This is a genomic window from Streptomyces noursei ATCC 11455 (assembly GCF_001704275.1).
Lineage (GTDB): Bacteria > Actinomycetota > Actinomycetes > Streptomycetales > Streptomycetaceae > Streptomyces > Streptomyces noursei.
The window spans coordinates 2088854-2112175 of record NZ_CP011533.1 but is presented as its reverse complement, the minus strand read 5'-3'; the positions used below and the strand labels follow the sequence as shown (position 1 = coordinate 2112175).

23 protein-coding genes are annotated in these 23322 nt (G+C 72.1%); 6 read left to right on the top strand and 17 right to left on the bottom strand.

The window, feature by feature from the left end; all coding sequences use genetic code 11:
- Positions 1-43: 43 nt before the first annotated feature.
- The 8 genes from SNOUR_RS08955 to SNOUR_RS08920 form a co-directional block, all read right to left on the bottom strand.
- The gene (locus SNOUR_RS08955; protein ID WP_067345366.1) at positions 44-901 is read right to left on the bottom strand and encodes a sulfurtransferase; all 858 of its coding nucleotides are present in this window, start codon (positions 899-901) and stop codon (positions 44-46) included.
- An 87-nt stretch (positions 902-988) separates the two neighbouring features.
- The gene (locus SNOUR_RS08950) at positions 989-2188 is read right to left on the bottom strand and encodes an MFS transporter (RefSeq protein ID WP_067345363.1); all 1200 of its coding nucleotides are present in this window, start codon (positions 2186-2188) and stop codon (positions 989-991) included.
- Positions 2189-2247: 59 nt separating this feature from the next.
- The gene (locus SNOUR_RS46100; protein WP_159425829.1) at positions 2248-2769 is read right to left on the bottom strand and encodes a cupin domain-containing protein; all 522 of its coding nucleotides are present in this window, start codon (positions 2767-2769) and stop codon (positions 2248-2250) included.
- Between the two features lie 89 nt (positions 2770-2858).
- On the bottom strand, positions 2859-4133 hold the full coding sequence (locus SNOUR_RS46095; RefSeq protein WP_067345360.1) for a styrene monooxygenase/indole monooxygenase family protein: 1275 nt from the start codon (positions 4131-4133) through the stop codon (positions 2859-2861).
- The gene (locus SNOUR_RS08935) at positions 4130-5275 is read right to left on the bottom strand and encodes an LLM class flavin-dependent oxidoreductase (protein ID WP_067345358.1); all 1146 of its coding nucleotides are present in this window, start codon (positions 5273-5275) and stop codon (positions 4130-4132) included. The genes SNOUR_RS46095 and SNOUR_RS08935 overlap by 4 nt, the downstream gene beginning before the upstream one ends.
- Positions 5272-6510: a styrene monooxygenase/indole monooxygenase family protein gene (locus tag SNOUR_RS08930; protein WP_067345356.1), complete on the bottom strand. Its 1239-nt coding sequence runs from the start codon at positions 6508-6510 to the stop codon at positions 5272-5274. The genes SNOUR_RS08935 and SNOUR_RS08930 overlap by 4 nt, the downstream gene beginning before the upstream one ends.
- Before the next feature lie 48 nt (positions 6511-6558).
- Positions 6559-7365 (bottom strand): TauD/TfdA dioxygenase family protein, encoded by an 807-nt coding sequence (locus SNOUR_RS08925; protein ID WP_067345353.1) that lies wholly within the window; start codon positions 7363-7365, stop codon positions 6559-6561.
- A 1-nt stretch (position 7366) separates the two neighbouring features.
- Entirely contained in the window at positions 7367-8332 is a 966-nt protein-coding gene (locus SNOUR_RS08920; RefSeq protein WP_312632120.1) for an L-tyrosine/L-tryptophan isonitrile synthase family protein, read from the bottom strand.
- A 573-nt stretch (positions 8333-8905) separates the two neighbouring features.
- On the opposite strand from SNOUR_RS08920, the gene SNOUR_RS08915 reads away from it, so the two are divergent.
- Positions 8906-9895 (top strand): LysR family transcriptional regulator, encoded by a 990-nt coding sequence (locus SNOUR_RS08915; RefSeq protein WP_067345351.1) that lies wholly within the window; start codon positions 8906-8908, stop codon positions 9893-9895.
- Positions 9896-10010: 115 nt separating this feature from the next.
- Here the strand turns inward: SNOUR_RS08915 and SNOUR_RS08910 are convergent, their stop codons facing one another.
- Entirely contained in the window at positions 10011-10451 is a 441-nt protein-coding gene (locus SNOUR_RS08910; RefSeq protein ID WP_312632119.1) for a hypothetical protein, read from the bottom strand.
- Positions 10452-10630: 179 nt separating this feature from the next.
- Here SNOUR_RS08910 and SNOUR_RS08905 point away from each other — a divergent pair, with 179 nt between their 5' ends.
- The 4 genes from SNOUR_RS08905 to SNOUR_RS08890 all read left to right on the top strand — a co-directional run bounded on the left by SNOUR_RS08905 (position 10631) and on the right by SNOUR_RS08890 (position 14457).
- Positions 10631-11875: a sensor histidine kinase gene (locus SNOUR_RS08905; RefSeq protein ID WP_067345349.1), complete on the top strand. Its 1245-nt coding sequence runs from the start codon at positions 10631-10633 to the stop codon at positions 11873-11875.
- Complete coding sequence (locus tag SNOUR_RS08900; RefSeq protein WP_067345346.1) at positions 11872-12510, top strand: response regulator; 639 nt, start codon at positions 11872-11874, stop codon at positions 12508-12510. The genes SNOUR_RS08905 and SNOUR_RS08900 overlap by 4 nt, the downstream gene beginning before the upstream one ends.
- A gap of 225 nt (positions 12511-12735) precedes the next feature.
- Positions 12736-13563 carry an SDR family oxidoreductase gene (locus tag SNOUR_RS08895; protein ID WP_067345344.1) on the top strand — a complete coding sequence of 276 codons (828 nt, stop codon included), beginning with the start codon at positions 12736-12738 and terminating at the stop codon, positions 13561-13563.
- A gap of 186 nt (positions 13564-13749) precedes the next feature.
- A complete protein-coding gene (locus SNOUR_RS08890; protein ID WP_067345339.1) occupies positions 13750-14457 on the top strand; it encodes a restriction endonuclease in 708 nt (235 codons plus the stop codon).
- Positions 14458-14648: 191 nt separating this feature from the next.
- Here the strand turns inward: SNOUR_RS08890 and SNOUR_RS08885 are convergent, their stop codons facing one another.
- The 4 genes from SNOUR_RS08885 to SNOUR_RS08870 all read right to left on the bottom strand — a co-directional run bounded on the left by SNOUR_RS08885 (position 14649) and on the right by SNOUR_RS08870 (position 18591).
- The gene (locus tag SNOUR_RS08885; RefSeq protein ID WP_067345336.1) at positions 14649-15473 is read right to left on the bottom strand and encodes a class I SAM-dependent methyltransferase; all 825 of its coding nucleotides are present in this window, start codon (positions 15471-15473) and stop codon (positions 14649-14651) included.
- A 99-nt stretch (positions 15474-15572) separates the two neighbouring features.
- Complete coding sequence (locus SNOUR_RS08880; RefSeq protein ID WP_067345333.1) at positions 15573-16238, bottom strand: SDR family NAD(P)-dependent oxidoreductase; 666 nt, start codon at positions 16236-16238, stop codon at positions 15573-15575.
- 124 nt (positions 16239-16362) lie between these two features.
- Positions 16363-17043: a class I SAM-dependent methyltransferase gene (locus SNOUR_RS08875; protein ID WP_312632117.1), complete on the bottom strand. Its 681-nt coding sequence runs from the start codon at positions 17041-17043 to the stop codon at positions 16363-16365.
- 165 nt (positions 17044-17208) lie between these two features.
- Positions 17209-18591 carry an MFS transporter gene (locus SNOUR_RS08870; RefSeq protein WP_067345329.1) on the bottom strand — a complete coding sequence of 461 codons (1383 nt, stop codon included), beginning with the start codon at positions 18589-18591 and terminating at the stop codon, positions 17209-17211.
- A gap of 248 nt (positions 18592-18839) precedes the next feature.
- Here SNOUR_RS08870 and SNOUR_RS08865 point away from each other — a divergent pair, with 248 nt between their 5' ends.
- Entirely contained in the window at positions 18840-20258 is a 1419-nt protein-coding gene (locus SNOUR_RS08865; protein ID WP_067345327.1) for an amino acid permease, read from the top strand.
- Between the two features lie 112 nt (positions 20259-20370).
- On the opposite strand, the gene argG is transcribed toward SNOUR_RS08865, so the two are convergent.
- From argG to SNOUR_RS48180, 4 genes are all read right to left on the bottom strand, one after another.
- Entirely contained in the window at positions 20371-21825 is a 1455-nt protein-coding gene (gene argG / locus SNOUR_RS08860) for an argininosuccinate synthase (protein WP_067345324.1), read from the bottom strand.
- A gap of 248 nt (positions 21826-22073) precedes the next feature.
- Positions 22074-22310 (bottom strand): hypothetical protein, encoded by a 237-nt coding sequence (locus SNOUR_RS08855; RefSeq protein ID WP_067345321.1) that lies wholly within the window; start codon positions 22308-22310, stop codon positions 22074-22076.
- Between the two features lie 198 nt (positions 22311-22508).
- Positions 22509-22853 carry a SpoIIE family protein phosphatase gene (locus tag SNOUR_RS48185; RefSeq protein ID WP_067345318.1) on the bottom strand — a complete coding sequence of 115 codons (345 nt, stop codon included), beginning with the start codon at positions 22851-22853 and terminating at the stop codon, positions 22509-22511.
- Between the two features lie 50 nt (positions 22854-22903).
- Entirely contained in the window at positions 22904-23098 is a 195-nt protein-coding gene (locus SNOUR_RS48180) for a hypothetical protein (protein ID WP_067345317.1), read from the bottom strand.
- Between the last annotated feature and the right edge of the window lie 224 nt (positions 23099-23322).

Here is a 23322-nt window from a genome sequence, read left to right as displayed (position 1 = left end):
GGGGTGGGGGTGCGTATGGATGTGCGCTTGGGCGGGGTCGGGGTCAGCCTTCGGGGCCGCGCGCGACCGGCACCCCGATCAGCGAGCCGTACTCCGCCCAGGAGCCGTCGTAGTTCCTGACGTCCGGCCAGCCGAGCAACTCCCGCAGCACGAACCACGAGTGCGCCGAGCGGGCCCCGACCCAGCAGTAGGTGATGCTGCCGAGGGCCGGGTCCAGACCGGAGTAGAGCCGCGCGAGTTCCTCCTGGGAACGGAAGGTGTCGTCGTCCGCGACGACCGCCTCCCACGGGAGGTTGACCGCGCCGGGCACGTGCCCGGACCGCTGCGCCACCTCGTGGGGATTGTGACCGGGGGCGAACGCCGCACCGGCGAATCCCGGCGCGAAGGTGCGACCGGCGTACTCCTCCGGCGCCCGGACGTCGATGATGTTCCTGGCCCCGATGCCGGCGAGCACGTCGTCGCGCAGCGCACGGACCGACGCGTCCTGCTCCCGGGCCCGGTACGCCGAGCCAGGGCGGTCCGGTACCCGCGTCGTCAGGGGGCGGCCGTCCGACTCCCACTTGCGGCGTCCGCCGTCCAGCAGCTTCACGGACCGGTGCCCGTAGAGGGTGAAGTACCAGTAGGCGAGCGTGGCGAGCAGATTGGAGTTCGACGAGAGGACGACGACGGTGTCCTCGTCGCGGATGCCCTTCCGGCGCATCAGCCGCTCGAACTCCGCCCGGTCCACGACGCCCAGCCGCACCTCGTCCTGGAACTCGCTCCAGTTGATCCAGACGGTCCCCGGCGGGTGTCCCTTGCGGTACTCGGTGTCCTCGTTGCCGGTCTCGACGAAGACCACCTCGTCGGAGCCGAGGTGCGCTTCGGCCCATTCCCCCGTGGCCAGGGCGGCCTCACGAGCCATTGCTTCCTCCCGTTGTGACGGTGTGCGGTGCATCCGGCAGGGCCCGGGCGGACCGGTGGCAGCGCGCCCGGGCCCCGCCGGCGGGCCTCAGGCCGACGACGCTCCGGCCCCGGCCGCCTCCTCCCGCGCGCCGGGCCGGGCGGCCGTACGGTCCCTCAACCACGCGTAGCAGCTGAGGAGGATGCCCAGGACGGTGACGGCGGCGCTGGTCAGGTAGACGGACTTCAGCCCCAGTCCGCTGTCGATGACCCGGCCGCCGAGCCAGCCGGCGAGCGCGGCGGCGAGCTGGTACGCGGAGGCATTCACCGCGATGGCCAGGGTCGGGGCGGCGCTTGCGGTGTTCAGCACCCGCGTCTGCATCCCCGGGATGACCGAGAACCCCATCGCACCGATCAGGAACACCATGACCGCCGTCAGCACGATGTTGCCGCTGACCGCCCACATGGCCACCAGACCGAGCGCGAGCAGCCCCAACAGGCCGACCTGCGAGGGCATCAACGCACGGTCCGACAGCCAGCCGCCGACGAAGTTGCCGACCGCGGCCCCCACGCCGTAGAGGAGCAGCAGGACGGGGACGGTGCCCGCCGCGAAGCCGGTGAGGTCGGTGAGCAGCGGTGCGAAATAGGTGAACACGATCAGCAGCCCCATGTTGGCGACCGCCGTGATGACGATGGCGAGTTGCAGACTGGGGTTGCCGAACACCCGCAGCTCGGCGACGGCGGACGTGCCGGGCGTGGAGCTCCCGACGTCCGGCACGAACCGCAGCACGAGCAGCAGACCCAGCAGGCAGACCGCCGAGATCGCGTAGAAGGTGGCCCGCCAGCCGAAGTTGTTGCCGATGAAGGTGCCGAGCGGCGCGCCCAGCATCATCGAGAGGTTCATTCCGAAGACGAGCTTGGAGACGGTGGACGCCTGCTTGCCCTCGGGCGCCGTCGAGGCCGCGATGACGATCGCGTTGGCGAAGAACGTGGCGGTCACCAGCGCGGTCACGATCCGCGCCACGAACAGCACGGGGTAGACCGGGGCCAGGCCCGATGCGAGGTTCCCGACGACCACGATCACGAGCAGGGCCACGATCAGCGGCTTGCGGGCGAACCGTGCGGTCAGCGCGGTCATCACCGGGCCGCCGACGATCATTCCGATGGCATACGCCGTGACCAGCAGTCCGGCGGCGGGGATGGACACTACGAGGTCATGCGCGATGTCCGGCAGGATGCCGGCGATGACGAACTCACCGGTCGTGATGCCGAACACGCACAGCATCAGGGTCATGAGCTTCAACGACATGGCGTCTCTTCTGTCGGGTCTGACGGGTCTGTCGGGTCTGTCGGAGGGATGGTGCCGCCCTAGGGGGTCAGCGGCGGGCCCGCGTAGCCGTACCCGTACTGCGAGCCGAGGGCGATGATGTGGTCGAGGTCGGGGCCGCCCACGTCCTCCGTGGGCAGCGTGAGCGCCTTCGCGTGCGGAATCTCGGCGTCCAGGAACAGGTCGAACTGCGGCCTGCGGTCCGGCTGCGGCGTCGAGTGGATGGTCAGGAAGCGGGCGTGCGGCGACGTCGTCACGAAGCCGTGCGGAATCGTCCGCGGGACGATCATCGTCGAGCCCGCCTCGGCGATCTGCTCCTCGCCGTCGCAGACCATGCGCAGGGTGCCGTCCAGGACGACGAAGATCTCGTCCTCGAAGTCGTGGACGTGCACCGGCGTGGTGTAGCCGCGGTTGCCCGTGTGCTGGACGACGGTGAAGGAGTTCCGGGTCGCCGCGCCGGGAACCCGGATCTGCGCCAGCCCGCCGAGCAGCCAGACCGCGGTCTGCTCGGACTCCGGGATGAGCCGCCCCTTCTCGTCGTACGTCATGTCCGGGAGTGACATCGCTCTCCTTGTCGCGATCTGGATCGGAATCGGGGATCTGGATCGGAATCGGAATCGGGATCGGTACCGGGATCGAGGCCGGGGCGGGGTCAGCGCTGCCGTGGACCGGTGGGGTGCGGTCCGACGGGGCTCGGCTCCGCCGGCGTCCCGCTCCGGCAGGCGGCCACGAAGGACGCCACGCCCTCCTCGCTGGAGAGCGTGCGCCACATGGCGACCGGGTCGTGGAACCCGCTGACGAACGCGTCGGCCACCCGCCGGTCCGCCGCGGCCTGCGCGAACAACGCCGACACGTGCGGCGCGGGCGCGTCGAGGAAGGCGTTGCTCCATTCCACGACGTGCCGCGCGTGTTCCCAGAGCGCGGCGGAGGCGGACCGGCAGAACTCCTCGTCGTAGGGCCCCCGGGCCGTCGAGACGAGCTCCGCCAGCGCGAAGGCGGAGTGCGAGCCGAGGTTGGCGCCCTGCGCGGTGAGCGGGTCGTTGGTGATCCAGGCGTCGCCGATCGCCAGCGCGCAGCGCCCGTCGGCCAGTCGTGCCCAGCCGCGGCGGACCACCGGCGTGATCCCGCCCTGGGCGACCTCCCCCGGCGAGATGAGCGCGAAGTCCCCGGTGTCGATGCGCTCGCGGAGCGAGGGGGCGTACGTCGCGACGAGGTCCAGCACGGCGCGGTGGAAGGCCCCCGGGTCGGCGTCGGCGTCCAGATGGCTGACCGTCTCCAGCGGACCGCCGGGCACCGCTTCGAAGGCGAGCACGTCCACCCGCCCGGCCGGGGAGAAGAAGGGCAGCCGCAGGATCTCCCCGATCCCCGGCAGGAAGTGGATGTCGAGCGAGTGCGGCACCGCCTCGTCGATGCCGAAGTACAGCCCGCTGCACAGGATGCGCTGCGGGGTGGTGTGCGGTGAGCGCTCCGGCACCGGCGGGAACAGCTCCCGCAACGAGCGGCTGCCGTTCGCCACCACCGTCAGATCGTGCCGCCGGGCGACGTCCTCGACGGCGGGCTCGCCCACGTCGAGCGTGCCGCCGCGCTCGACGAACTCGCCCAGCAGGTGCGGCAGATACAGTCGGAAGTCCACCACACTGGACGGCGGAGCGAGCCGGGCCGGGAACGCGAGCGCGGGCCCGTCGATGTGCACGCTGATCGACCAGTGATGCACCTGCGCGTCCGGGAAGTCCCAGGCGGACACCCCCAGCCGGCGCTCGCGCTCCTGGGTGGGGGCGAACCGCGCCGGGAAGTTGCGCGGTCGGCCGGACTTGAGCTGGTCGATGTCCTGCGTCGAGTAGACCGTCGCCGCAATGCCCAACTGTTGTAACCGCAAGGCGAGTTGTACGCCGGAGATGCCGGACCCGATGATGCCGACGCTCGTCATGCGACCCCTCCCTCCTCGGGGATGGACGCCGACCGCAGCCGCTCGGCGAGCCAACCGACGGACTCGATGGTGAACCCCGCGGCCTCGGGGGAGGCCATCGCCGAGGCCGGAATGAGCATGGGGTGCCGCATGCCGGCGTCGAGCAGTTCCCCGATCCGCTTCAGCACGGTCTCCCGGCTCCCCACGACGACCTGTTCGGCCACCAGCTCGTCGGGGACCGCCGCCATCGCGCGGTCCACCTCGGCACGGGTCAGCCGATGCGGCAGGAGCTCCACCAGCCCCCGGTAGTCCTCCCCGAAGGGGTGCGCGAACCCGTGCGCCCGCCAGGACTCCGCGCCCGCGTGCAGGGCGAGGAAGCGGAGCGGCTTGGCGCGCAACAGGGCGTGGGCCGCCGCATCGGTCTCGGCCACCACGATGGGCACCCCGCCGGCGGCGACGATGCCGTCGGGGTCGCGGCCGGCCGCCACGGCCGCCACGCGCACCACGCGCAGCCGCCGGGCGTACTCCTCGGGCGTCATCAGCTCCGACGGGAGCCACCCGTCGGCGTAGCGGCCGGCCAGGCGCAGCATCCGGTCGCGGTTGCCGCCCAGCCAGATGCGCGGGGTGCGGCCCTCGGGCGCGGGCAGGCCCATGAGCGCCTGGTCCAGGGTGAAGAACTCCCCCCGGAAGTCGTGCGGCCCCTCGCCGTCGAAGAACATCCGGAGGATCCGCAGCGCCTCCTCGACCCGGCTGACCTTGCGGTCGTGCGGTACGCCGTAGGGCCGGAGGTTCTCCTCGGCGCCCGCGCCGATGCCGAGGACCGGTGCCCGCTCGGTGAGCTGGGCGAGGGTGAGGGCGGTCTGGGCCAGCACGGCGGGGTGCCGGCGGTTGGGGTCGGTGACCCCGATCGCGAGCCGGACGGGCCCTGCCTGCGGCGCGAAGTTGCCCAGCACGGTGGCGAAGTCCAGACACCGGTCGGGGGTCGGCATCGCCGCCGCCAGGTAGCTGAAATCGGTGTCCCACGCCTGCCGGGGAAAGACGTTGATCAGGTGGTCGAACACCAGGAAGGTGTCCAACCCGGCGGTGCGCGCGGTCTCCAGGAGGCCGCGACCGCCGGCGATGTCCCCCACGGCATCCCAGACCAGGCCGACGTCGACGCTCATACCCCGCTCCTCACTGCCTGTGCCTGCGCAATGAACTCCTCAGTCTGGCCAGGGGAGTTGACGGTCCGCCACATCTCTTCCGGCCGGTCGAGATTGGCCACGAAGGCGTCCGCCACCCGCTGGTCCCCCGCCGCCGCGGCCAGCAGCCTCGCCACCTGTGGCGGTGGCTCGCCGATGAAGAGGTTGGTCCACTCCACGACGGGCCGGGCGGTGACCCACATCCGTTCCGAGACCGCGCGGCAGAACTCCTCGTCGAACGGGCCCTGGTGGGCCGCGAGCTCGTCCGCGAGCTGGAAGGCCAGCGCGGAGCCCAGGTTGGCGCCCTGCGCCGTCAACGGGTCGTTGGCGATCCAGGCGTCGCCGACCGCCAGCGCGAAGGTGCCCCCGCCCACGTCGGACCAGCCGTGCCGGACGACCGGCACCACGGCGCCGTGCAGCATGTCGACGGGGCGGGTGAGGGCGAACTCCCGCGCGTCGATCCGCTCTCGGAGCAGCGGCGCATGACGGGTGATCAGTTCCAGCACGTCCCGGCCGAACCGGCCAGGATCTTCTCGGTAGCCGGTCTCGGTGACCGGGCCGAGCGGGCCGCCCGGCACCGCCTCGACCAGGACGACGGTCACCTGCCCCGCGAACGAGTGGTAGGCCGGGGCATGGATCTCGCCGGCACCCGGGACCATGTGCATGGTCATCCCCGGCGGGTCGGCGGGCAGGACTCCGTGGAAGAGCCCGCCCGCCAGGTGACGCGGTGCGGTGCGGTACGGCGAGCGGGCCGGGTCGCGCCCGAAGGTGTCGGTGAGCGCCCCCCGGCCGGCGGCGACGACCAGGAGGTCGTGCCGCCCGGCCAGCCCGGCCAGCTCCGGCCCGTCCGCGACGGAGCGGACCGTCACGTCACCGCCCCGCTTGGCATATGCCTCCAACAGTGCGGCGAGGTACATCCGGAAATCGACGGAACTCGCCGGCTGCGGAAGCCGGCCCCGGAATCCGAATCCGCCGGGGCCTTCGACGCTCATGTGCATCCACGCGTTGTCGTAGGCGCTGGACGACCATCGGGTGATACCGAGGGCCTGTTCCCGCCTCCTGGTGGAATCGAAACGGGTGACGAAGTTCAGCGGAGGCCCGCTGCGCAGGCCGTCCGGCTCCTTGGCCGTGTACAGCGTGGTGTCGAGACCGAACTGCTGCAGCCGAAGTGCCAGGTGCAGACCGGAGATTCCGGCACCCACAATGCCAATGCTCATTCTTTCGCTCCACCTGTGCGGGGACGGGAAAAAGTCCTGCGGAGGGCCTCAGATGACCTCGACCCTCTGGAGATGCCGGTTCGTCGGGCCGGAGAACGCGTTGCGGCCGTGCACGAGCGCGTAGTTGTCCGCGATCACGATGTCTCCCGTCCGCCAGTCGTGGGCGTAGCAGTACTCGGGCCGATGCAGCCGCTCCGCCATGGCGGCGAGGAACTCCTCGGCCGCCGCCGCACCGAATCCGTCGACCCGGACGTGCACCGGGTTCTTGTAGATCGCGGGGTCCAGGGGCTCGGCGAAGCGCAGCACCGGTACACCGGTCGCGGGATGCTGGGCGACGAGTCGCTCGGTGACCAGTCCGCCGTAATGCGCCAGCTTCTCGGTGGAATAGGTCAGGCTGATGCCCGCCCACTGCTCGCGGAGCTCGGCGTCCGCGTCCCGATAGACCGCGGTGGTGTCGGAGAAGACGGTCTCACCGCCGGCGCCCGGAGTGGAGTTCAGGCACTGGAAGAAGAAGTACCGCGGATTTGCCTCCACGAACGCGCCGTCCCAGTGGAAAGGCACATCGCCGCTGGCGAACAGGTAGTTCCTCGGGTTGTCCTCGACCACCAGGTCGATGACCTCGCCGGGCTCCCACTTCAGCACCTCACCCCAGCGGCGACAGTACGTGGCGAATTCCTCCTTCGCCATGAGAGCGAACCCGCGCAGCACCAGCACCCGCGATTCCTCGGTCCACCTGGCGAGCACCTCGGCCGGGACATCCGTGATCCGCGCCCCGCCGGCGGACTCCACAATGCGGCCGAAGGGCCGCAGCGGCGTATGCGTGAGCGCGCCGTGCGGTGTCGTCGAAGTCGCCATGTCAGGAAACCCTTTCCAGTGCGGCCGTGGAGAGATGGGGCGCGATGAAATGGCTCGGGCGGCCGTCCCGCCACACGACCGTGGCGTGCAGCCGCTCGGCGTCCCAGCGCTTGACGAGGGAACAGCTCACCCCGTCGTCCAGCACCACGCCGTGCCACGGCGTCAGCCAGCCGTCCCTGGTCGGCATGAGCTGCAGACCGAACTTCTCCGAGTGCGGGGGCTGCGGGTGTATGGACAGTCGTATCGCCCGGGGGAATGTCGCGGCGACCAGCCGGCTCCACGCGTTGCTGCGCAGGATGGTCTGGTACGCCGTGTCCTTCGAGTCGTTGCGCAGTTTCGTCCGGGAGGCGCCGGCGCCCCGGCGGGCCACCGCGTCCTCGAACATGAAGCGGTGTATCCCGTTGAACAGCGACCGCGTGCTGCGGTCGCTGCGGACCTTCTCCTTCAGCTCCGCAAGGGTGGCGGAGTAGTTCTCCTCCAGCACCTTCCGCATCACCGGATAGTGCATGCCGCCGAATGCGTCATTGAGGCCGAACAGGTCGATGGCGGACCACCGCGCGGTGCTGATCATTTCCGTGAGCGAATCCCGGTATTCGGTCACCGTGGTGTCGGCGACCCCGACCACGTCGCCGAAGACATGGCCGTCCGAGCAGATCGTGACCCGGGCGCCCGGACGGTAGAAGTGGCCCACGTAGTCACACAGCGACTGCAGGAATCCCAGCGCCAGACGCTCGCCGAGGTCCGGAAGCACGCCGAGCACCTTGCTCTGGTTCGGCGATTTCGCCGGAAAGGCCGGCACGACGAAGTGGATGGGCTCATCGCGCTCGATGAAGTGCTCCATCCGCTCCCGGTGTGCCTCGAAACACGCCGGACACGGATCGTCGCCCGCGGTGTCGCCGTCCTGCTCGACCAGTGACTCGTCGACGCGCCGATATCGATACAGGAGTTCCAGGACACGCTGGGACACCTGCGTCGCGGTCGACGCCTCCATCATTTTTCCGTTCAACGTTCCTCCGAGATGAATGAATTGCTCGTTCCGGGCCCGACCGCAGGCCGGGTTCCGGGCTCAATCAATTCGTCCGACACTCTCTGGAGGGCTGTATGCCAGCATCCCCCGTGACCGTCACCGCCGACCGGCGCGGAGCGGTACGCGCAACAAAAAGGAATGGGGCTGGAAACTGCCGCCGCTTCCCCCGTGATGCGTAATCCGCGACCGAGGCCGGCGCGCTGGACGCGGTGATTCCGTCACACCGGCAAGTGCGTTCTCCCGCAACGGAATCTCCCGCATTCAGCTCGACGGTCGCTCCCGGATGAACACGACCGGGAGCACTTCCGCATGCCTGCGGGTGGATTTGGGCAGGAGTAAGGAAACCGTGGTCACTTATCGGCACCTTTTCCCCAGCGGCGTCATTTCCCCCCGCAGCACGCTGAAGTAACGCCAGCTTCCCCCCGGATCAAGGCCCTACGCAAGGATCCATCGATTAACATGCCTGATGGATGACGGGGTGCCATCCATTGATCAAATGGGAGGAAGGCGTCCATGGCCGGTGTCTACGATCCGTCGGTTCAGCAACTGCGGTCGCTGCTGACGCTGGCCGAGGAACTGCACTTCGGCCGGGCCGCGGCGCGGCTCTACCTCACCCAGCCCGCCCTCAGCCTCCAGATCCGCACCCTGGAACGCCGGTTGGGCGTCCGACTGTTCACCCGTACCAGCCGGCGGGTGGAGGTGACCCCGGTGGGCCGCGCGCTGCTGCCGCTGGTGCGGAACATCGTCGGCGCGACGGACGAACTGCGCGACGCGGCCCTGTCCTCACTGGCCGAGGGCGGCGGCCTCCGGCTCCGGGTGGGACTCACCGACTGCGCGACCGCGCTCGGTGCCACCCGCCGCGTCATCGCCGGCCTCACCACCCGACACCCCGCCCTGGAGATCGACTTCCGAGTGGTGGACCTGGTCGAGCAGGTGACGGGCCTGGCGACCGGCCGGATCGACGCGGCCTTCGTCTATCTGCCGGTGGCCGAGGACTTCCACATCCAGCCGCTCACGACGGAGGCGCGGGTGGCGTGCTTATCGAGCACCGACCCGCTGTCCCAGCGCTCCTCGGTCTGCCTGGCGGACCTCGCCGACCGCCCCATGGTGAGCCTGACGCCGCAGGTGCCCCGGGCCGTACGCGACTTCTGGTCCGTCGACCCGCGACCGGACGGCGTCCCGGTGCGCTACACCGCACACGAGGTCTCCCGCGTCGAATCCCTGCTGTCCGCGGTGTCGTTCGACGGCGCCCGGGCCTTCCTGCCGGCCGTCGCGGCCGAACTCTATCCGCGGCCCGACGTCCGCTACCTCCCCGTGACGGACCTGCCGCCGTGTACGTTCGCGATCGCCTGGCCCGAGGCCGACCGCGACGCCCCGCACCTCGCCCTCCTGGCGGACGTCTGCCGCACTCTGCGCGACGAGGGCCTTCCCACCGACCCGCCGGCCCCCGGCCCCCGGACGGACCCCGACGCGTCCGTCCCCAGCCTGGCCGAACGCCCCTGAGCTGACCGCCGGCGGACGCGGCCGAGCGCCGTGTCCCATCCCCCCGCGCCTCCACCTCGTCGTCCCGACCTCCACGCCCTCGCGCGACGTGCCGCGCACCCACCCGGCCACCGGGTCAGGCGGACCGACGTCGCGCCAGCCACCCGCACAGGGCGGCCAACGGCAGTTCGGCCGCGACGGCCATCGCGGCCGCGACGGCCAGTTCCGGGCCGGGGGCGGCGGTGGCGACGTCGACGCAGACGTCGGCGAGGAGGAGGACGGCCGCGGCGGCCGCGGGGGCGCGGTGACGGAGGTCGGCGCGCCACAGGCGGGTACCGGCCGAGAGCAGGGCGACGGCCTCCAACACGTCGAGGGTGACCCAGGCGGTCGCCTCGACCGGCGGCAGGGTGCCCGCGAGGTAGCCGAGCCAGGGCAGGAGGGCGAGCCCGGAGCCCACGAGTATGCGGCCCTGCCAGCGGCGCGCCCGGCCGGGGCGCGCGGGCCCACCGCGGCCGACGCGGGTCCCCGTGCAGCAACGGCCCGTGTACGCAAGGGGGGTGGGGGTGGTCAGGGCCATGGCGGCGGAGGATCCTTCCGGTGTCGCGAACCCGTCCGTCGGGCTCACGATCAACACTCCGCTCCCCGCCGCCCGCAGTCAGTAGCACCGCTGTCCGACTTGGGGTGGCACCAGCTTCACCCCGGTTCCGGATGCAGGCGTGATAGCCCCCGCTGACCTGGGCGTTTACCGTCGTACCCATGACCCGATCCGAGGGGCGGCCAGGCCGCCGGGCCCGTCTCACAGCACAGGCCGCCTTCCTGTCCACCGGCGTCCTGCTGCACGGTGCCGCCTTCCTGCTGTGGGTGTGGTTCAGCCTCACCGTCGTCTACGCACCCGGTGTGGCGGTGGCTCCGTTGCTGTTCGCCACCGCCGGCGCGACATCGGTGACCTGGCTCCAGCGCCGCCGCTTCGCGACGTACGCGGACACCGACATCCCCCACACCCCACCCGTGAAGGCACCCGACGCCTTCCGACGTGCCCGGGGCCGGCTGCGCACCGCCGCGTACTGGCGCCATCTCGGCTACCACCAGCTGGCCGGTCCGGTGCTGGGCGCCGTGGAGGCCGTGGCACTCGTCCTGTGGGTGGGCAGCATCGGCGGCATCACCTACTACGCCTGGTACTGGATGCTGCCGCGGCGCTGGGCCTTCGTCCAGTGGTCCGACGGCTCCGGCTGGAAGATGGGCGTGGTCGGGCTGGTCGTCCTGCCGTTCCTGCCGCGCCTGACCGGTGCCCTGCTGCACCTGGAGTCGGTGATCGCCCGGCGGCTGCTCGGACCCAGCCGGGCCGAGGAGTTGGCGCGGCGCGTCGAGGACCTGGCCGAACGCCGGGCCGAGACGCTGGCCGCCGCGGACGCCGAGCGCCGCCGCATCGAACGCGATCTGCACGACGGCGCGCAGCAGCGCCTGGTGTCCCTGGCGGTCAACCTGGGCCTGGCCCGGGCCACCCTCACCGATCTGCCGCCCGAGGCCCGAGCGGTCATCGACGAGGCGCACCGCGAGGCGAAGGAGGCCCTGGAGGAGCTCAACCACCTGGTACGCGGCCTGCACCCGCACGTCCTGGACGACCGCGGGCTGGACGCGGCGCTCTCCGGCATCGCCGCCCGGGCACCGCTGCCCGTCCAACTCGCCGTCGACGTGCCCGAGCGGGCCGCGCCCGCCGTGGAGGCGGTGGCCTACTTCGTCGTCTCCGAGGCGCTGGCGAACGTCACCAAGCACGCACGGGCGAGTCGCGCCGAGGTGACGGTCGCACGGGCCGGTGACACGCTGCGGGTCCGGGTCGTCGATGATGGCAGGGGAGGGGCGGACCCCTCCGGGGGAACCGGCCTGACCGGGCTCACGCACCGCGTGGCCTCGGTGGACGGCACCCTCGCCATCGACAGCCCCCGCGGGGGCCCGACCACCATCACCGTGGAGCTGCCGTGCACGCTGCCAAGCGCGCTGTGATCGCCGAGGACTCCGTCCTGCTCAGGATCGGCGTGGTCAAAGTCCTGGAGACCGCCGGGTTCGAGGTGGTGGCCGAGGCCGATGACGCGGAAGGGCTGTTGCGGGCAGTGGAGGAGCACCGCCCGGACATCGCCGTCGTCGACGTCCGGATGCCGCCCGGCTTCACCGACGAGGGGGTGCGGGCCGCGCTGGTCATCCGGAAGCAGTGGCCGGACACCGCCGTCCTGATGCTGTCCCAGTACGTCGAGGAGCGCTACGCCGCCGAACTGCTCGCGACGAACACCAGCGGCGTCGGCTACCTCCTCAAGCAACGGGTGGCCGACGTCGAGGAGTTCATCGAGGCGCTGCGCCGGGTCGCGGCCGGCGGCACGGCCCTGGACCCGCAGGTGGTGGCGCAGCTGCTGGTGCGGCGCCCCAGCGACCCGGTGGGGCGCCTGACCGAGCGCGAGCGCGAGGTGCTGGCGCTGATGGCCGAGGGCCGCTCCAACGCGGGCATCGCCGTCCAACTGGTCGTCAGTGAAAGCGCGGTGGCCAAACACATCAACAACATCCTGGCGAAGCTGGACCTGCCCAGGGCGGAGGGCGACCACCGCCGCGTACTGGCGGTGCTGCGCTTCCTGGGCGTGAGCGGCTAGAAGCTGCCGCGGACTGCGACGGACTGCCACGGGACACCACCAGGCCCTAGGGCGCTTCTGATGGATCTCCGCGGCGTCGCGGCGCCTGCCACGCACGCTCGCGGCGTTGCCGAAATGCCCCCATAGCTCCGCTATGAAGACATCCCGGCGCCTTGCGATCGCACGCACCAGGCGCCGCTCCTTCTTCCACGGAGATCCATCAGAAGCGCCCTAGCCTGACGCTTCATGAACCTCCTGATCGTAGGCGGCAGTGGCTTCCTGGGCCGCGAGCTGATCCAGCGGGCGGCGGCGGCCGGCCACACCGTGACGGCGACCTTCGCGACCCGCGCCGCCGACGTCCCCGGGGCCCGCTGGCTGCCTCTGGACCTCCGCCGCGGCGAGCAGATCCCCCGGGTGCTCGGCGCGGCCCGACCGGACGTCGTCGTCAACGCGGCGTATCGCAGGACCGACTGGGCCACCACGGCCGACGGCGCGATCCAACTGGCCATGGCCGCCACGCGGCACGGGGCCCGGCTGGTGCAGGTGTCGAGCGACGCCGTGTTCTCCGGTGCCGACGTCCACTACGACGAATCCGCCGTGCCGGACCCGCTCACGCCGTACGGTGCCGCGAAGGCCGCCGCCGAAACGGCGATCCGGCTGCTCGCCCCCGCGGCCGTCGTCGCCCGCACCTCGCTGATCATCGGCGACGGCGGTTCCGCGCACGAGGCACTGGTCCACGACCTGGCCGCCGGGCGACGCGAGGGCGCGCTGTTCACCGACGAGTTCCGGTGCCCCGTGCACGTCGCCGACCTCGCCGGGGCCCTCCTGGAACTGACCGCCTCCGCCCACACCGGGGTGTGCCACCTCGCCGGGGCGGACGCGGTCAGCCGCCATGAACTCGGTGTGCTGATCGCCGAGCGCGACGCCCTGGACGCCTCCCGACTGCCCACCGGCCGCCGCGCCGACACCGGCACCCCGGGCGCCCTGGACGTCCGCCTGGACAGCACCCGCACCCAACGCACCCTGCGCACCACCCTGCGCGGCGCCCGCACCTTCCTCCGCCGCGAACGCTGACGGCCACCGGGCCCGGCCGCCGGCCACCGGCACGTTCGCGCCAACCCTTTGCAACTGCGGTGCAGCGCAATCGGGTTCGGGCTACACAGGAGGGCCGGGAGGGGTCCTGCCGGTGAGCGGGCCGACGGCGGTCGACCCGGAGGTCGGGACGGCTGCCGACGGCAACCGACAGGGGGAGGAACCCGCATGACCACGCGAGCCCGACGACCACGCGCCACCACAGGGCGCCCCGGCCGACGTCCCACCCGCCGCCCGACCCGGCGCCCCGGCCGCCGCCCCCGCGGCCGAGCCGCCCGACGCCGCGCCCGCGAGCGAGCCGCCACCCGACTCGTCGTCGCCGGCCTGCTGCTCGTCGCCCTCGCCGCGGTCGCGCGCGAGTACCCCGTCACCACCCTCGTCCTCGGCGTTCTCGCCGTCGCCTGCGCAACGTCGGTCTTCCTCGCCCGCACCGGCCGCCTGCACCTCCCCGGTCCGATCGGGCCCCGCCAGGACGCCACCCACACCCTCGCCGCGTACCACCACATGACCGGCACCCAGTTCGAGCACGCCGTCGCCGACCTCGCCCGCCGCGACCCCGCCGTGCGCTCCGCGACCGTTTCCGGCGGCGCCAACGACCGGGGGCTGGACGTCCTCGTCGTCCTGCACGACGGCCGACGGGTCGCCGTGCAGTGCAAGCGGTACGCCGAAGGCAACCGGGTCGGCGCCCCCGCGATCTACACCGCGAACGGTACGTACCGCGACTACCACCGCTGCGACCACGCCGTCATCGTCACCACCTCCCGCTTCACCCGCGACGCCGAGGTCGCCAACGCCTCGCTCGCCGCACCGCTCCGGCTGATCGACGGCCGCGGCCTGGCCCGTTGGGCCGGCGGTGGCCGCCCGCCCTGGGCCTAGGGCGCTTCTGATGGATCTCCGCGGCGTCGCGGCGCCTGCCACGCACGCTCGCGGCGTTGCCGAAATGCCCCCATAGCTCCGCTATGAAGACATCCCGGCGCCTTGCGATCGCACGCACCAGGCGCCGCTCCTTCTTCCACGGAGATCCATCAGAAGCGCCCTAGGTGTGCGTCACGGCACGGCACGCACGGCTAGCGCGCCGTCCGCCCCAGGAAGAGGCTCGTGGTCACCCTCACCTGCGCGTGTCCGCCGTGGGCGTCCACGATGCGGGCCACCTCGTCGAGGACCCGCTCGCGGGGTCGGGCGGGGAGGGCCCGGTAGCCGCCGTAGGAGGCGAGCAGGCCGAGCAGGGCGGACGTGGACCGTTCGTGGACGGAGGTGTAGAGGCGGTGCTCCGGGGCGACGAAGCCGGCCGCCGTCATCTCGCGCCACTGCCGGGACTCGGGGCCGCGGCGCGCGGGGCGGGGGCGGGGATCGAGGAGGGTGTCCGCAGGTATCTCGATGCCGTGCCGGGCATGGGCGGCGGTCAGACGGTCCGTCAGCTCACCGCACGAGAGAAACCAGTGGTTCCAGAAGAGCCCGATCGCTCCGCCGGGCGAGAGCGCGGCCCGCGCCCTGTCCCAGCGTGCGACGGGATCGACCCAGTGCCATGCCTGTGCGCAGTACAGCAACCCGTAGCGCCGCCGGGGGCGCCAGCTCTCGAAGTCGGCGACCTCGACGGTGACCTCGGGCAGTTCCGCGCAACGGCGGCGCAGCACCCGGGCCATGCGGACGTCCGGCTCGACGCAGGTCACCGGTACGCCGGCCCGCGCGAAGGCCAGCGTCGCCTTGCCCGTTCCGGCACCGACCTCCAGCGCCGGCCCGCGCGCGGCCGGCGCGGAGAAGTCCAGGACGTCCTGGACGAGTTGCGGGGGATAGCCGGGTCTGGCCGTGTCGTACTGCTCGGCGTCGTCGCCGAAGATGTGCCGGCGCGACCGCGCCGAGGCCGGGTCATGGCCGGGAGTCCCGTGCGGCATGGATGCCACGGTAGGCGACCGGCCCCCCGACGGGGAGGGCGCCCGTCGTGGACTGGCCGGCCGTACCGATCGCGCCGGCCGGCCGCACCGGGCCTGTCGCTACTCGACCGCTCCGCCCTCGATCAGGACGTCGTGCTCCCACGCCCCGGTCGACTGCCGGGCGAGCCGCAGGTAGTGCTCGGCGATCCGGTCCGGGTCGAGGGCGGATCCCGGGGAGACCGGTCCGCCGACGGTGACGGTGGCGAGGTGCACCCCGCGCGGCCCGAACTCGTCGGCGAGCACCGAACGGGCCGCACGCAGCGCGGCCTTGCCGAGGGACAGGCTCGTCGCCCCGGCGCGCGGGGTCGGCATACCGGACGTGAGCAGCACGGTGCCGCCACCGGCCGCCGCCATGCGCGGAGCCAGGTGCGTCACCGCGCTCACCGCGCCGACCACGTTGACCCGCAGCGTCGCCGTCAGCTCCGCAGCGGACAGTTCGCCGGGGCGGTCGTAGCGGACCCAGGCGGCGTTGTAGACCAGTACGTCCGGGATGCCGAGCCGTTCGACGGCGGCGTCCAGGCCGGAGCGCAGCGATGCCTCGTCGGCCGCGTCGGCGAGCAGGCCGAGAGCCGTGCCGCCGGCCTGCTCGACCGCCGCGACGGCGCCGTCGACGGTGGACCGGGAGCGGGCCAGCACCGCCACCGACGCGCCGTCCTCGGCGAACCGCCGGGCCACGGCCCGGCCGATGCCGGGCCCCGCCCCGATCACGAACGTCGTTCCCGTCATGGTGCGTCAACTTCCCTTCACTTCACCGGCGCCGGGGCAATCGACTGGCGCCGCCCAAGTCCGTCGCAGGGGGAACTCCGAGGCGCCCGCCGGGTATTCCGCGCCGCGGCCGGGCCCGGTCCGCTCAGCGGGGCAGGGTCTGGGTGACGCGCCACAGACGGCGCGGGAGTTCGCCTTCCTCGAAGGCGTGGACCTCGGCCGGGCACCAGCCCTCGGCGAGGTCGTCGACCAGGCGCCGGGAGAAGAAGTGGACGGCGAAGCCGCCGTGTTCGTAGATGTCGTCGCCGTGTCCGGTACCGGCCTCGTAGTGGGCGTCGCCGGTGTGCCGGACCGTGTAGACGAACACGCCCCCCGGGCGCAGGACGCGCCGGACCTCGTCGACCAGGGCCCGGATGTCGGGTGTGGACAGCGCCATGCACAGCAGCATGTGTGCGAAGACCGCCTCCGTGGAGTCGTCCGCCAGTGGCAGCGGCTCACGGACGTCGTGCACGGAGGTGGTGATCCGGTCGCCGAGGCCCTCGACCCGGGCGGCGTGGCGCAACTGGTCGAGGGCGGTGGCGCTGAAGTCGGTCGCGTGCACGGTGAAGCCCTCGCGGGCGAAGTGCAGGGCGTCGCGGCCGTGGCCGGCGCCCAGTTCCAGCACCTTCGCGGCTCCGGCGGCACGGAACGCCTCGGCGGCATACCGGGCCGGCGCGGAAGGCCGGCTCCCGTACATGCCGGGGTGCGCGGAGTAGGTCTCCTGCCAGTGACGCCACTGGTCGGCCGCCAGCCCCCGCTCGCCGTGCGCCATCGTTCCTCGTCCCATGCGCGCCCTCGCCCGGTGCGCGCCCTCGCCTCGTGCGTAGTGCACCTTCCACACTAGTACGGGTGTGCGAAAGCTCGGACGCGCCCGGAGGCCGTGCCTCCTGGCCGGTGGTCCGGCCGGCGTCCCGACCGATGCCCGGGGAGGTCCGCCGCCGGCCGGCGGCCCTCAGTCCCGGAGCGCCCGGCGGTGACCGTCGTCCCGCGAGGTGGCGAGGGCGAGTGCCCCCACGGCGCAGGTGACGACGACGTAGAACGCCGGGACGTCGGGGTTGCCCGTGCGGCGGACGAGTTCGGTGATGAGCAGGCCCGCACAGCCGGAGAAGACCGCGTTCGCCAGCGCATAGGCCACGCCGAGGCCGGTGTGGCGGGCCTGCGTGGGGAACATCTCGGCCAGCATCGCCGGCCCCGGACCGGCCAACAGGCCCACCAGGGCACCGGCGAGTGCCACCGCGCCGCACGTCAGCCACACCGGGGAACCGGGGTCCCGCACGACGTGGAGCAGGGGCAGCGCCGACAGCGCCGCGAGGACCGCCCCGGTGGCCATCACGGGCCGCCGGCCCAGCCGGTCGCTCAACGCGCCCGCCGGGATGATCGCGGCGGCGAAGCCGAGGTTGGCGACGACCGTGGCCAGCAGGGCCTGCTGCGCGCTCCTGCCCACCGTCTGCTGGAGGTAGGTCGGCAGCACCACGAGGAAGGTGTACCCGGCCGCCGACCACGCCATGAGCCGCCCGCACCCCACCACCACCGCGAACACGGTCCGCGCCGACACCGACTCCCCGGCCGCCGCCGGCCCGGACACCGCCTGCCCCGCCGTCGACTTCGCGGACGCCCCCGGAGCCACCCGCACCCGTAGCCGATCCGCCCGCGCCGCTCGCACGAACGCGGGCGATTCCGCCAGCCGCAGCCGCAGCCACAGCGCGCCCAACCCCATCGGCAGTGCCGCCAGGAACGGCAGCCGCCACCCCCACGCCGCGACCTGGCCCTCCGTCAGGGCGGACGTCACCAGCGTCGCGGCGCCGGCACCCCCGAGCAGCCCGAACGCGACGGTGAGCGACTGCCACGCCCCGTACACCCCCCGTTTCCCGGGTGGCGCGCTCTCCGTCATCAGGGCGACCGCGCCGCCGAACTCCCCACCGGCCGACAGGCCCTGCACGATCCGCAACGCCGTCAGCAGCCAGGGCGCGACGGCACCGACCGTGGCGTACGTGGGCAGCAGGCCGATCGCCGTCGTCGCGGCCGTCATCGTCAGTACCGCGGCGACCAGCGCCGGCCGACGCCCGTAGCGGTCCCCGACCCGGCCGAGGAGGAGCGCGCCCACCGGCCGGAAGAAGAACGCCAGCGCGAACGACGCATACGTCCTGACCAGCGCCTCCGCGGCCCCGCCGCCCTGCGGGGTGAAGAAGTCGGCCGCGATGGTGGTGGCGAAGTACGCGTAGACACCGAACTCGTACCACTCGATGAAGTTGCCGACCGCACCCGCGACCACGCTCCGGCGCGCGAGCACCGCCCCGGACGTCCCGCTGGACGGCCCGTCAGTGGAAATCGTCATGACGGAAGCCTTCCCCGCCCACCGGGCCCGTCCCGACCGCGCCCGGTAGCGCGAACTTCCGCCCCACCGCTCGGAGTTCGTCGCGCCGGGCCGGAACGTTCCAGGCGTATCGGACCCTCCGGGCGTATCCACCCCCTCACTCCGCGTGAGCGCGGCGTCCGAATGGCGGGCGTTCACGCCCCGCGCGCCACCCGCCCCGCAGACTCGTCAGGCTCATCGAACGTCTCAAGCAATGAACAGGCACGACCATGACTCGGAATCTCACCCGGTCAACCCAGGGTTCCCCGCAGGCCGTGCAGGATGCCGCGCCCGCGCTGTCGCACGGACTCAAGCAGCGTCATCTGTCGATGATCGCGCTCGGCGGGGTGATCGGCGCGGGGCTCTTCGTGGGCTCCGGCGTCGGCATCGCCGCGGCGGGCCCGGCCATCGTGCTCCTCTTCGTGGGCACCGGCGCCCTGGTCATGTTGATCATGCGGATGCTCGGCGAGATGTCCGCGGCCCGGCCCTCCACCGGCTCGTTCTCCGTACACGCCGAGGAGGAACTCGGCTCCTGGGCGGGGACCACCTCGGGCTGGATGTACTGGCTGATGCTCTGCGCGGGCGTGGCCGCCGAGGCCACCGCGGCGGGCGCCATCATGCACACCTGGGTGTCGTTCATCCCCGCCTACGGCTGGGTGGCGATCTTCATGGCGTTCTTCTGCGCCAGCAATCTGACCGCGGTCAAGAACTTCGGCGAGTTCGAGTTCTGGTTCGCCGCCATCAAGGTCACCGTGATCGTCGCGTTCCTGGTGCTGGGCGTGCTCGGCATCCTCGGAGTGTTCGGCGACGCCCCGGGCACGCACCACCTCACCGGCCACGGCGGCTTCTTCCCGACCGGCGCCGCCGGCCTCGCCGCGGGGCTGCTGACCACCATTTCCGGCTTCGCCGGCCTGGAGACCGTCACCATCGCGGCGGCCGAGTCCGACCGGCCGAGCCACAACGTCGCCCGCGCCGTCCGCACCGCCGTCTGGCGCATCGCGGTGTTCTACATCGGCTCCATGGCCGTGGTCGTCACCCTGGTGCCGTGGAACGACCCGAAGGTCGCCACGGACGGCCCGTACGTCACCGTGCTCGACCGGCTCGGCATCCCGGCCGCCGGCACGATCATGCAGATCGTGGTGCTGGTGGCCCTGCTCTCCGCGATGAACGCCAACATCTACGGCTCCTCGCGGATGGCGTACTCGCTGGTCAGCCGGGGCCAGGGCCCGCGCTTCCTGGGCAAGGTCACCCGGGGCGTCCCGGCCGCCGCCGTGCTGGCGTCCTGCGTGTTAGGCTTCGCGGCGGTGATCGCCGGGGTCATCTGGCCGACCACCGTGTTCGCCTGGCTGCTCAACATCGCCGGCTGCTCGGTGCTGGTCGTCTGGTCGATCGTCTGCCTGACCCAGCTGAGGATGCGCCGCCGCCTGGAACGCGAGGCGCCCGATCAGCTCCTGGTGCGGATGTGGGGCTTCCCCTACCTCACCTGGCTGGCGTTCGCCGCCATCCTCGGCGTCTTCGCCGTCATGGCCACCAGCGGGGACGGCCGGCACCAGCTCGCCGGCACGGCCGTCGTGGTGGCGGCGCTGATCGGCGCGGACCGCGTCAGGCGGCGTCGCGCCCGCCGGACCGCCGACGCCGTCCAGCAGTAGCCGGGGGCGCCGCCCACCGGCCCCGGCCGACGGAGAAGGCCGGCTCGACGCACACCGCGCCGAGCCGGCCTTCTCCGTCCGCACAGCCCCCGCGGCGGCCCGCCCGGCGGCGTCAGTCCGTACCGAACTCCATCGCGGCCCGGTCCAGCATGGCGTCGTCCTCGGAGACCTCGCCCCGCGAGGCGATGGCCTCGGCGCCGCCCTCCGGCAGCTCCGGCATGGTCCCGATCAGCCCGGTCGCGGCGGCCTGGGAGGCGCCGATGGTGGGGCTGCCGGTGCCGATCAGGCCGAGGCCGGCGTACTGCTCCAGCTTGGCGCGCGAGTCGGCGATGTCCAGGTTGCGCATGGTCAGCTGGCCGATCCGGTCCACCGGGCCGAACGCCGAGTCCTCGGTGCGCTCCATGGACAGCTTGTCCGGGTGGTAGCTGAAGGCCGGGCCGGTGGTGTCGAGGATCGAGTAGTCCTCACCGCGCCGCAGCCGCAGCGTCACCTCCCCGGTGACGGCCGCGCCGACCCAGCGCTGCAGCGACTCGCGCACCATCAGCGCCTGCGGGTCCAGCCAGCGCCCCTCGTACATCAGCCGGCCCAGGCGCCGCCCCTCGTTGTGGTACTGGGCGAGGGTGTCCTCGTTGTGGATCGCGTTGACCAGCCGCTCGTACGCGGCGTGCAGCAGGGCCATGCCGGGCGCCTCGTAGATGCCGCGGCTCTTGGCCTCGATGATCCGGTTCTCGATCTGGTCCGACATGCCCATGCCGTGGCGCCCGCCGATGGCGTTGGCCTCCATGACCAGATCGACGGGGGAGGCGAACTCCTTGCCGTTGACCGTCACCGGCCGGCCCTGGTCGAAGCCGATCGTCACGTCCTCGGTGAGGATCTCGACGTTCGGGTCCCAGAACCGCACACCCATGATCGGCTCGACGGTCTCCACGCCGGTGTCCAGGTGCTCCAGGGTCTTGGCCTCATGGGTGGCGCCCCAGATGTTGGCGTCCGTGGAGTAGGCCTTCTCCGTGCTGTCCCGGTAGGGCAGGTCGTGGGCGAGCAGCCACTCCGACATTTCCTTACGGCCGCCGAGCTCGCTGACGAAGGCCGCGTCCAGCCACGGCTTGTAGATCCGCAGGTTCGGGTTGGCCAGCAGGCCGTACCGGTAGAACCGCTCGATGTCATTGCCCTTGAACGTCGAGCCGTCGCCCCAGATCTGCACGTTGTCCTCGAGCATCGCCCGCACCAGGAGCGTGCCGGTGACGGCGCGGCCGAGCGGCGTGGTGTTGAAGTACGCCCGCCCGCCCGAGCGGATGTGGAACGCCCCGCAGGTGAGCGCGGCCAGGCCCTCCTCGACCAGCGCCGCACGGCAGTCGACCAGGCGCGCGATCTCGGCACCGTAGGTCTTCGCCCGGCCGGGCACCGAGGCGATGTCGGGCTCGTCGTACTGGCCGATATCGGCGGTGTAGGTGCACGGGATGGCGCCCTTGTCGCGCATCCACGCGACCGCGACCGAGGTGTCGAGGCCGCCCGAGAAGGCGATGCCGACGCGCTCGCCGGCCGGAAGGGAGGTGAGGACCTTAGACATGGAAAGATTATGCATCGGAATGCATGGTCATGCAACCCGGGGTGCGGCCACCTCCGCCCGGCGGCCCACCAAGGGGGCGTCGACGGTCGGCGTGTCAGGCATTCTCCGGGCCGTCATTGCGGGCGCGCCGGCCCGTCACGGGGCCCGTATGGCTCGCGAAGAAGGGTGAACGGCCCCGGCGCCGGGGCTTGTTGCCCTGGCGCCGAGGCCGTTGCGGGTGATTTGCGCGGCTTGTGGCAGGGGGTTCCTTAGCGGCAGTTGCCCGCGCTGGTGACCTGGGCGCCAGGGCTGCCCTCGCCGCCGAGCAGGTTGGCCAGCAGGCCGTTGGCGATCCCGACCTCGCCGAGGATGTCGAGGTTCAGTTCGTGGTTCTTGCAGCCGCCGCCGTGCTCTCCGCTGCTCTGGGCGTGAGCGGTACCGGCACCGAGGAACCCGACGCTGCCGATCACGGCAGCCACTGCGGCAGCCTTGCGAAGCTTGTGCATTTTTCCTCCTGAATCGAGCGGAATGGGCATCGAAGATCCATCTTGCGCTGATTCGGAGGCTAATCCGATATACATACTATTGCTCACCCCGGCGCAGCCATCCGGGGGTTGGGGGTTCCGACACGCCGTGAACAGCAGCACGAACGGCCCAGCTGTGAGGTATAGCGATCAACTTTCGGGCGCGCCCCCGACGGCCCCTCACATGCCGTTCGGGTCGGGGGTGTGGGGGTGGGGTGGGAGGCGGCGGATGGCGACGGCTGCGGCGTCGTCGGTGAGGCGGCCGTTGGTGTGGGTGAGGAGGTCTTGGCGTAGTTGTTGGAGGAGGTGGTGGGGGGTGTGGTGGGTCCAGGCGGGGGCGCGTTCGGTGAGGGGGTAGAAGGTGCCGTGGGTGTTGCGGGCTTCGGTGACGCCGTCGGTGTAGAGCAGGAGGAGGTCGCCGGGGTGGAAGGGGAAGGTGTCGGTGGGGTAGTTGGGGGGTCCGGTGAGGGCGCCGAGACCGATGGGGAGGGCGGTGTGGTGGGGGGCGAGGGGGTGGGTGAACACGCCCTGCAGGGCGGCGACGATGAGGTCGGCGGCCAGTGTCAGCCCACCGATCAGGGGGGCGGTACCGGGCCGGCGACGGCCGCACCGAGGGCCGGGGCGGCGACCAGGAGCGTCCGCAGATGAACGTCCGGCGGTGAGAGGGCATCCGCGGAGTACACCGCGACGATCAACCCGATCGGAATCAGCAGCAGGGCGTGGCTCGGATCCGGTCGTCGGCGCAGATGCGCCAGCCGTCGAAAAACCATGCGTCATGGTCGCATTCGGACAAGAGTGCACGAAGCACCTCGCCCCACGCCATGACCGCCGCCCCCACGCACGCTCACCACCCACCGCCCCGCCCCACCACAACTTCCGCCCCACAAAATCCAGTTCGACGGACCCATCGGACGGCGTCGACCTCCCCGGACGCCCGCGCCACCGACCCGCGACCGCCGACGGGACGGTCAACTGCGGTCAACGACAGGACCGA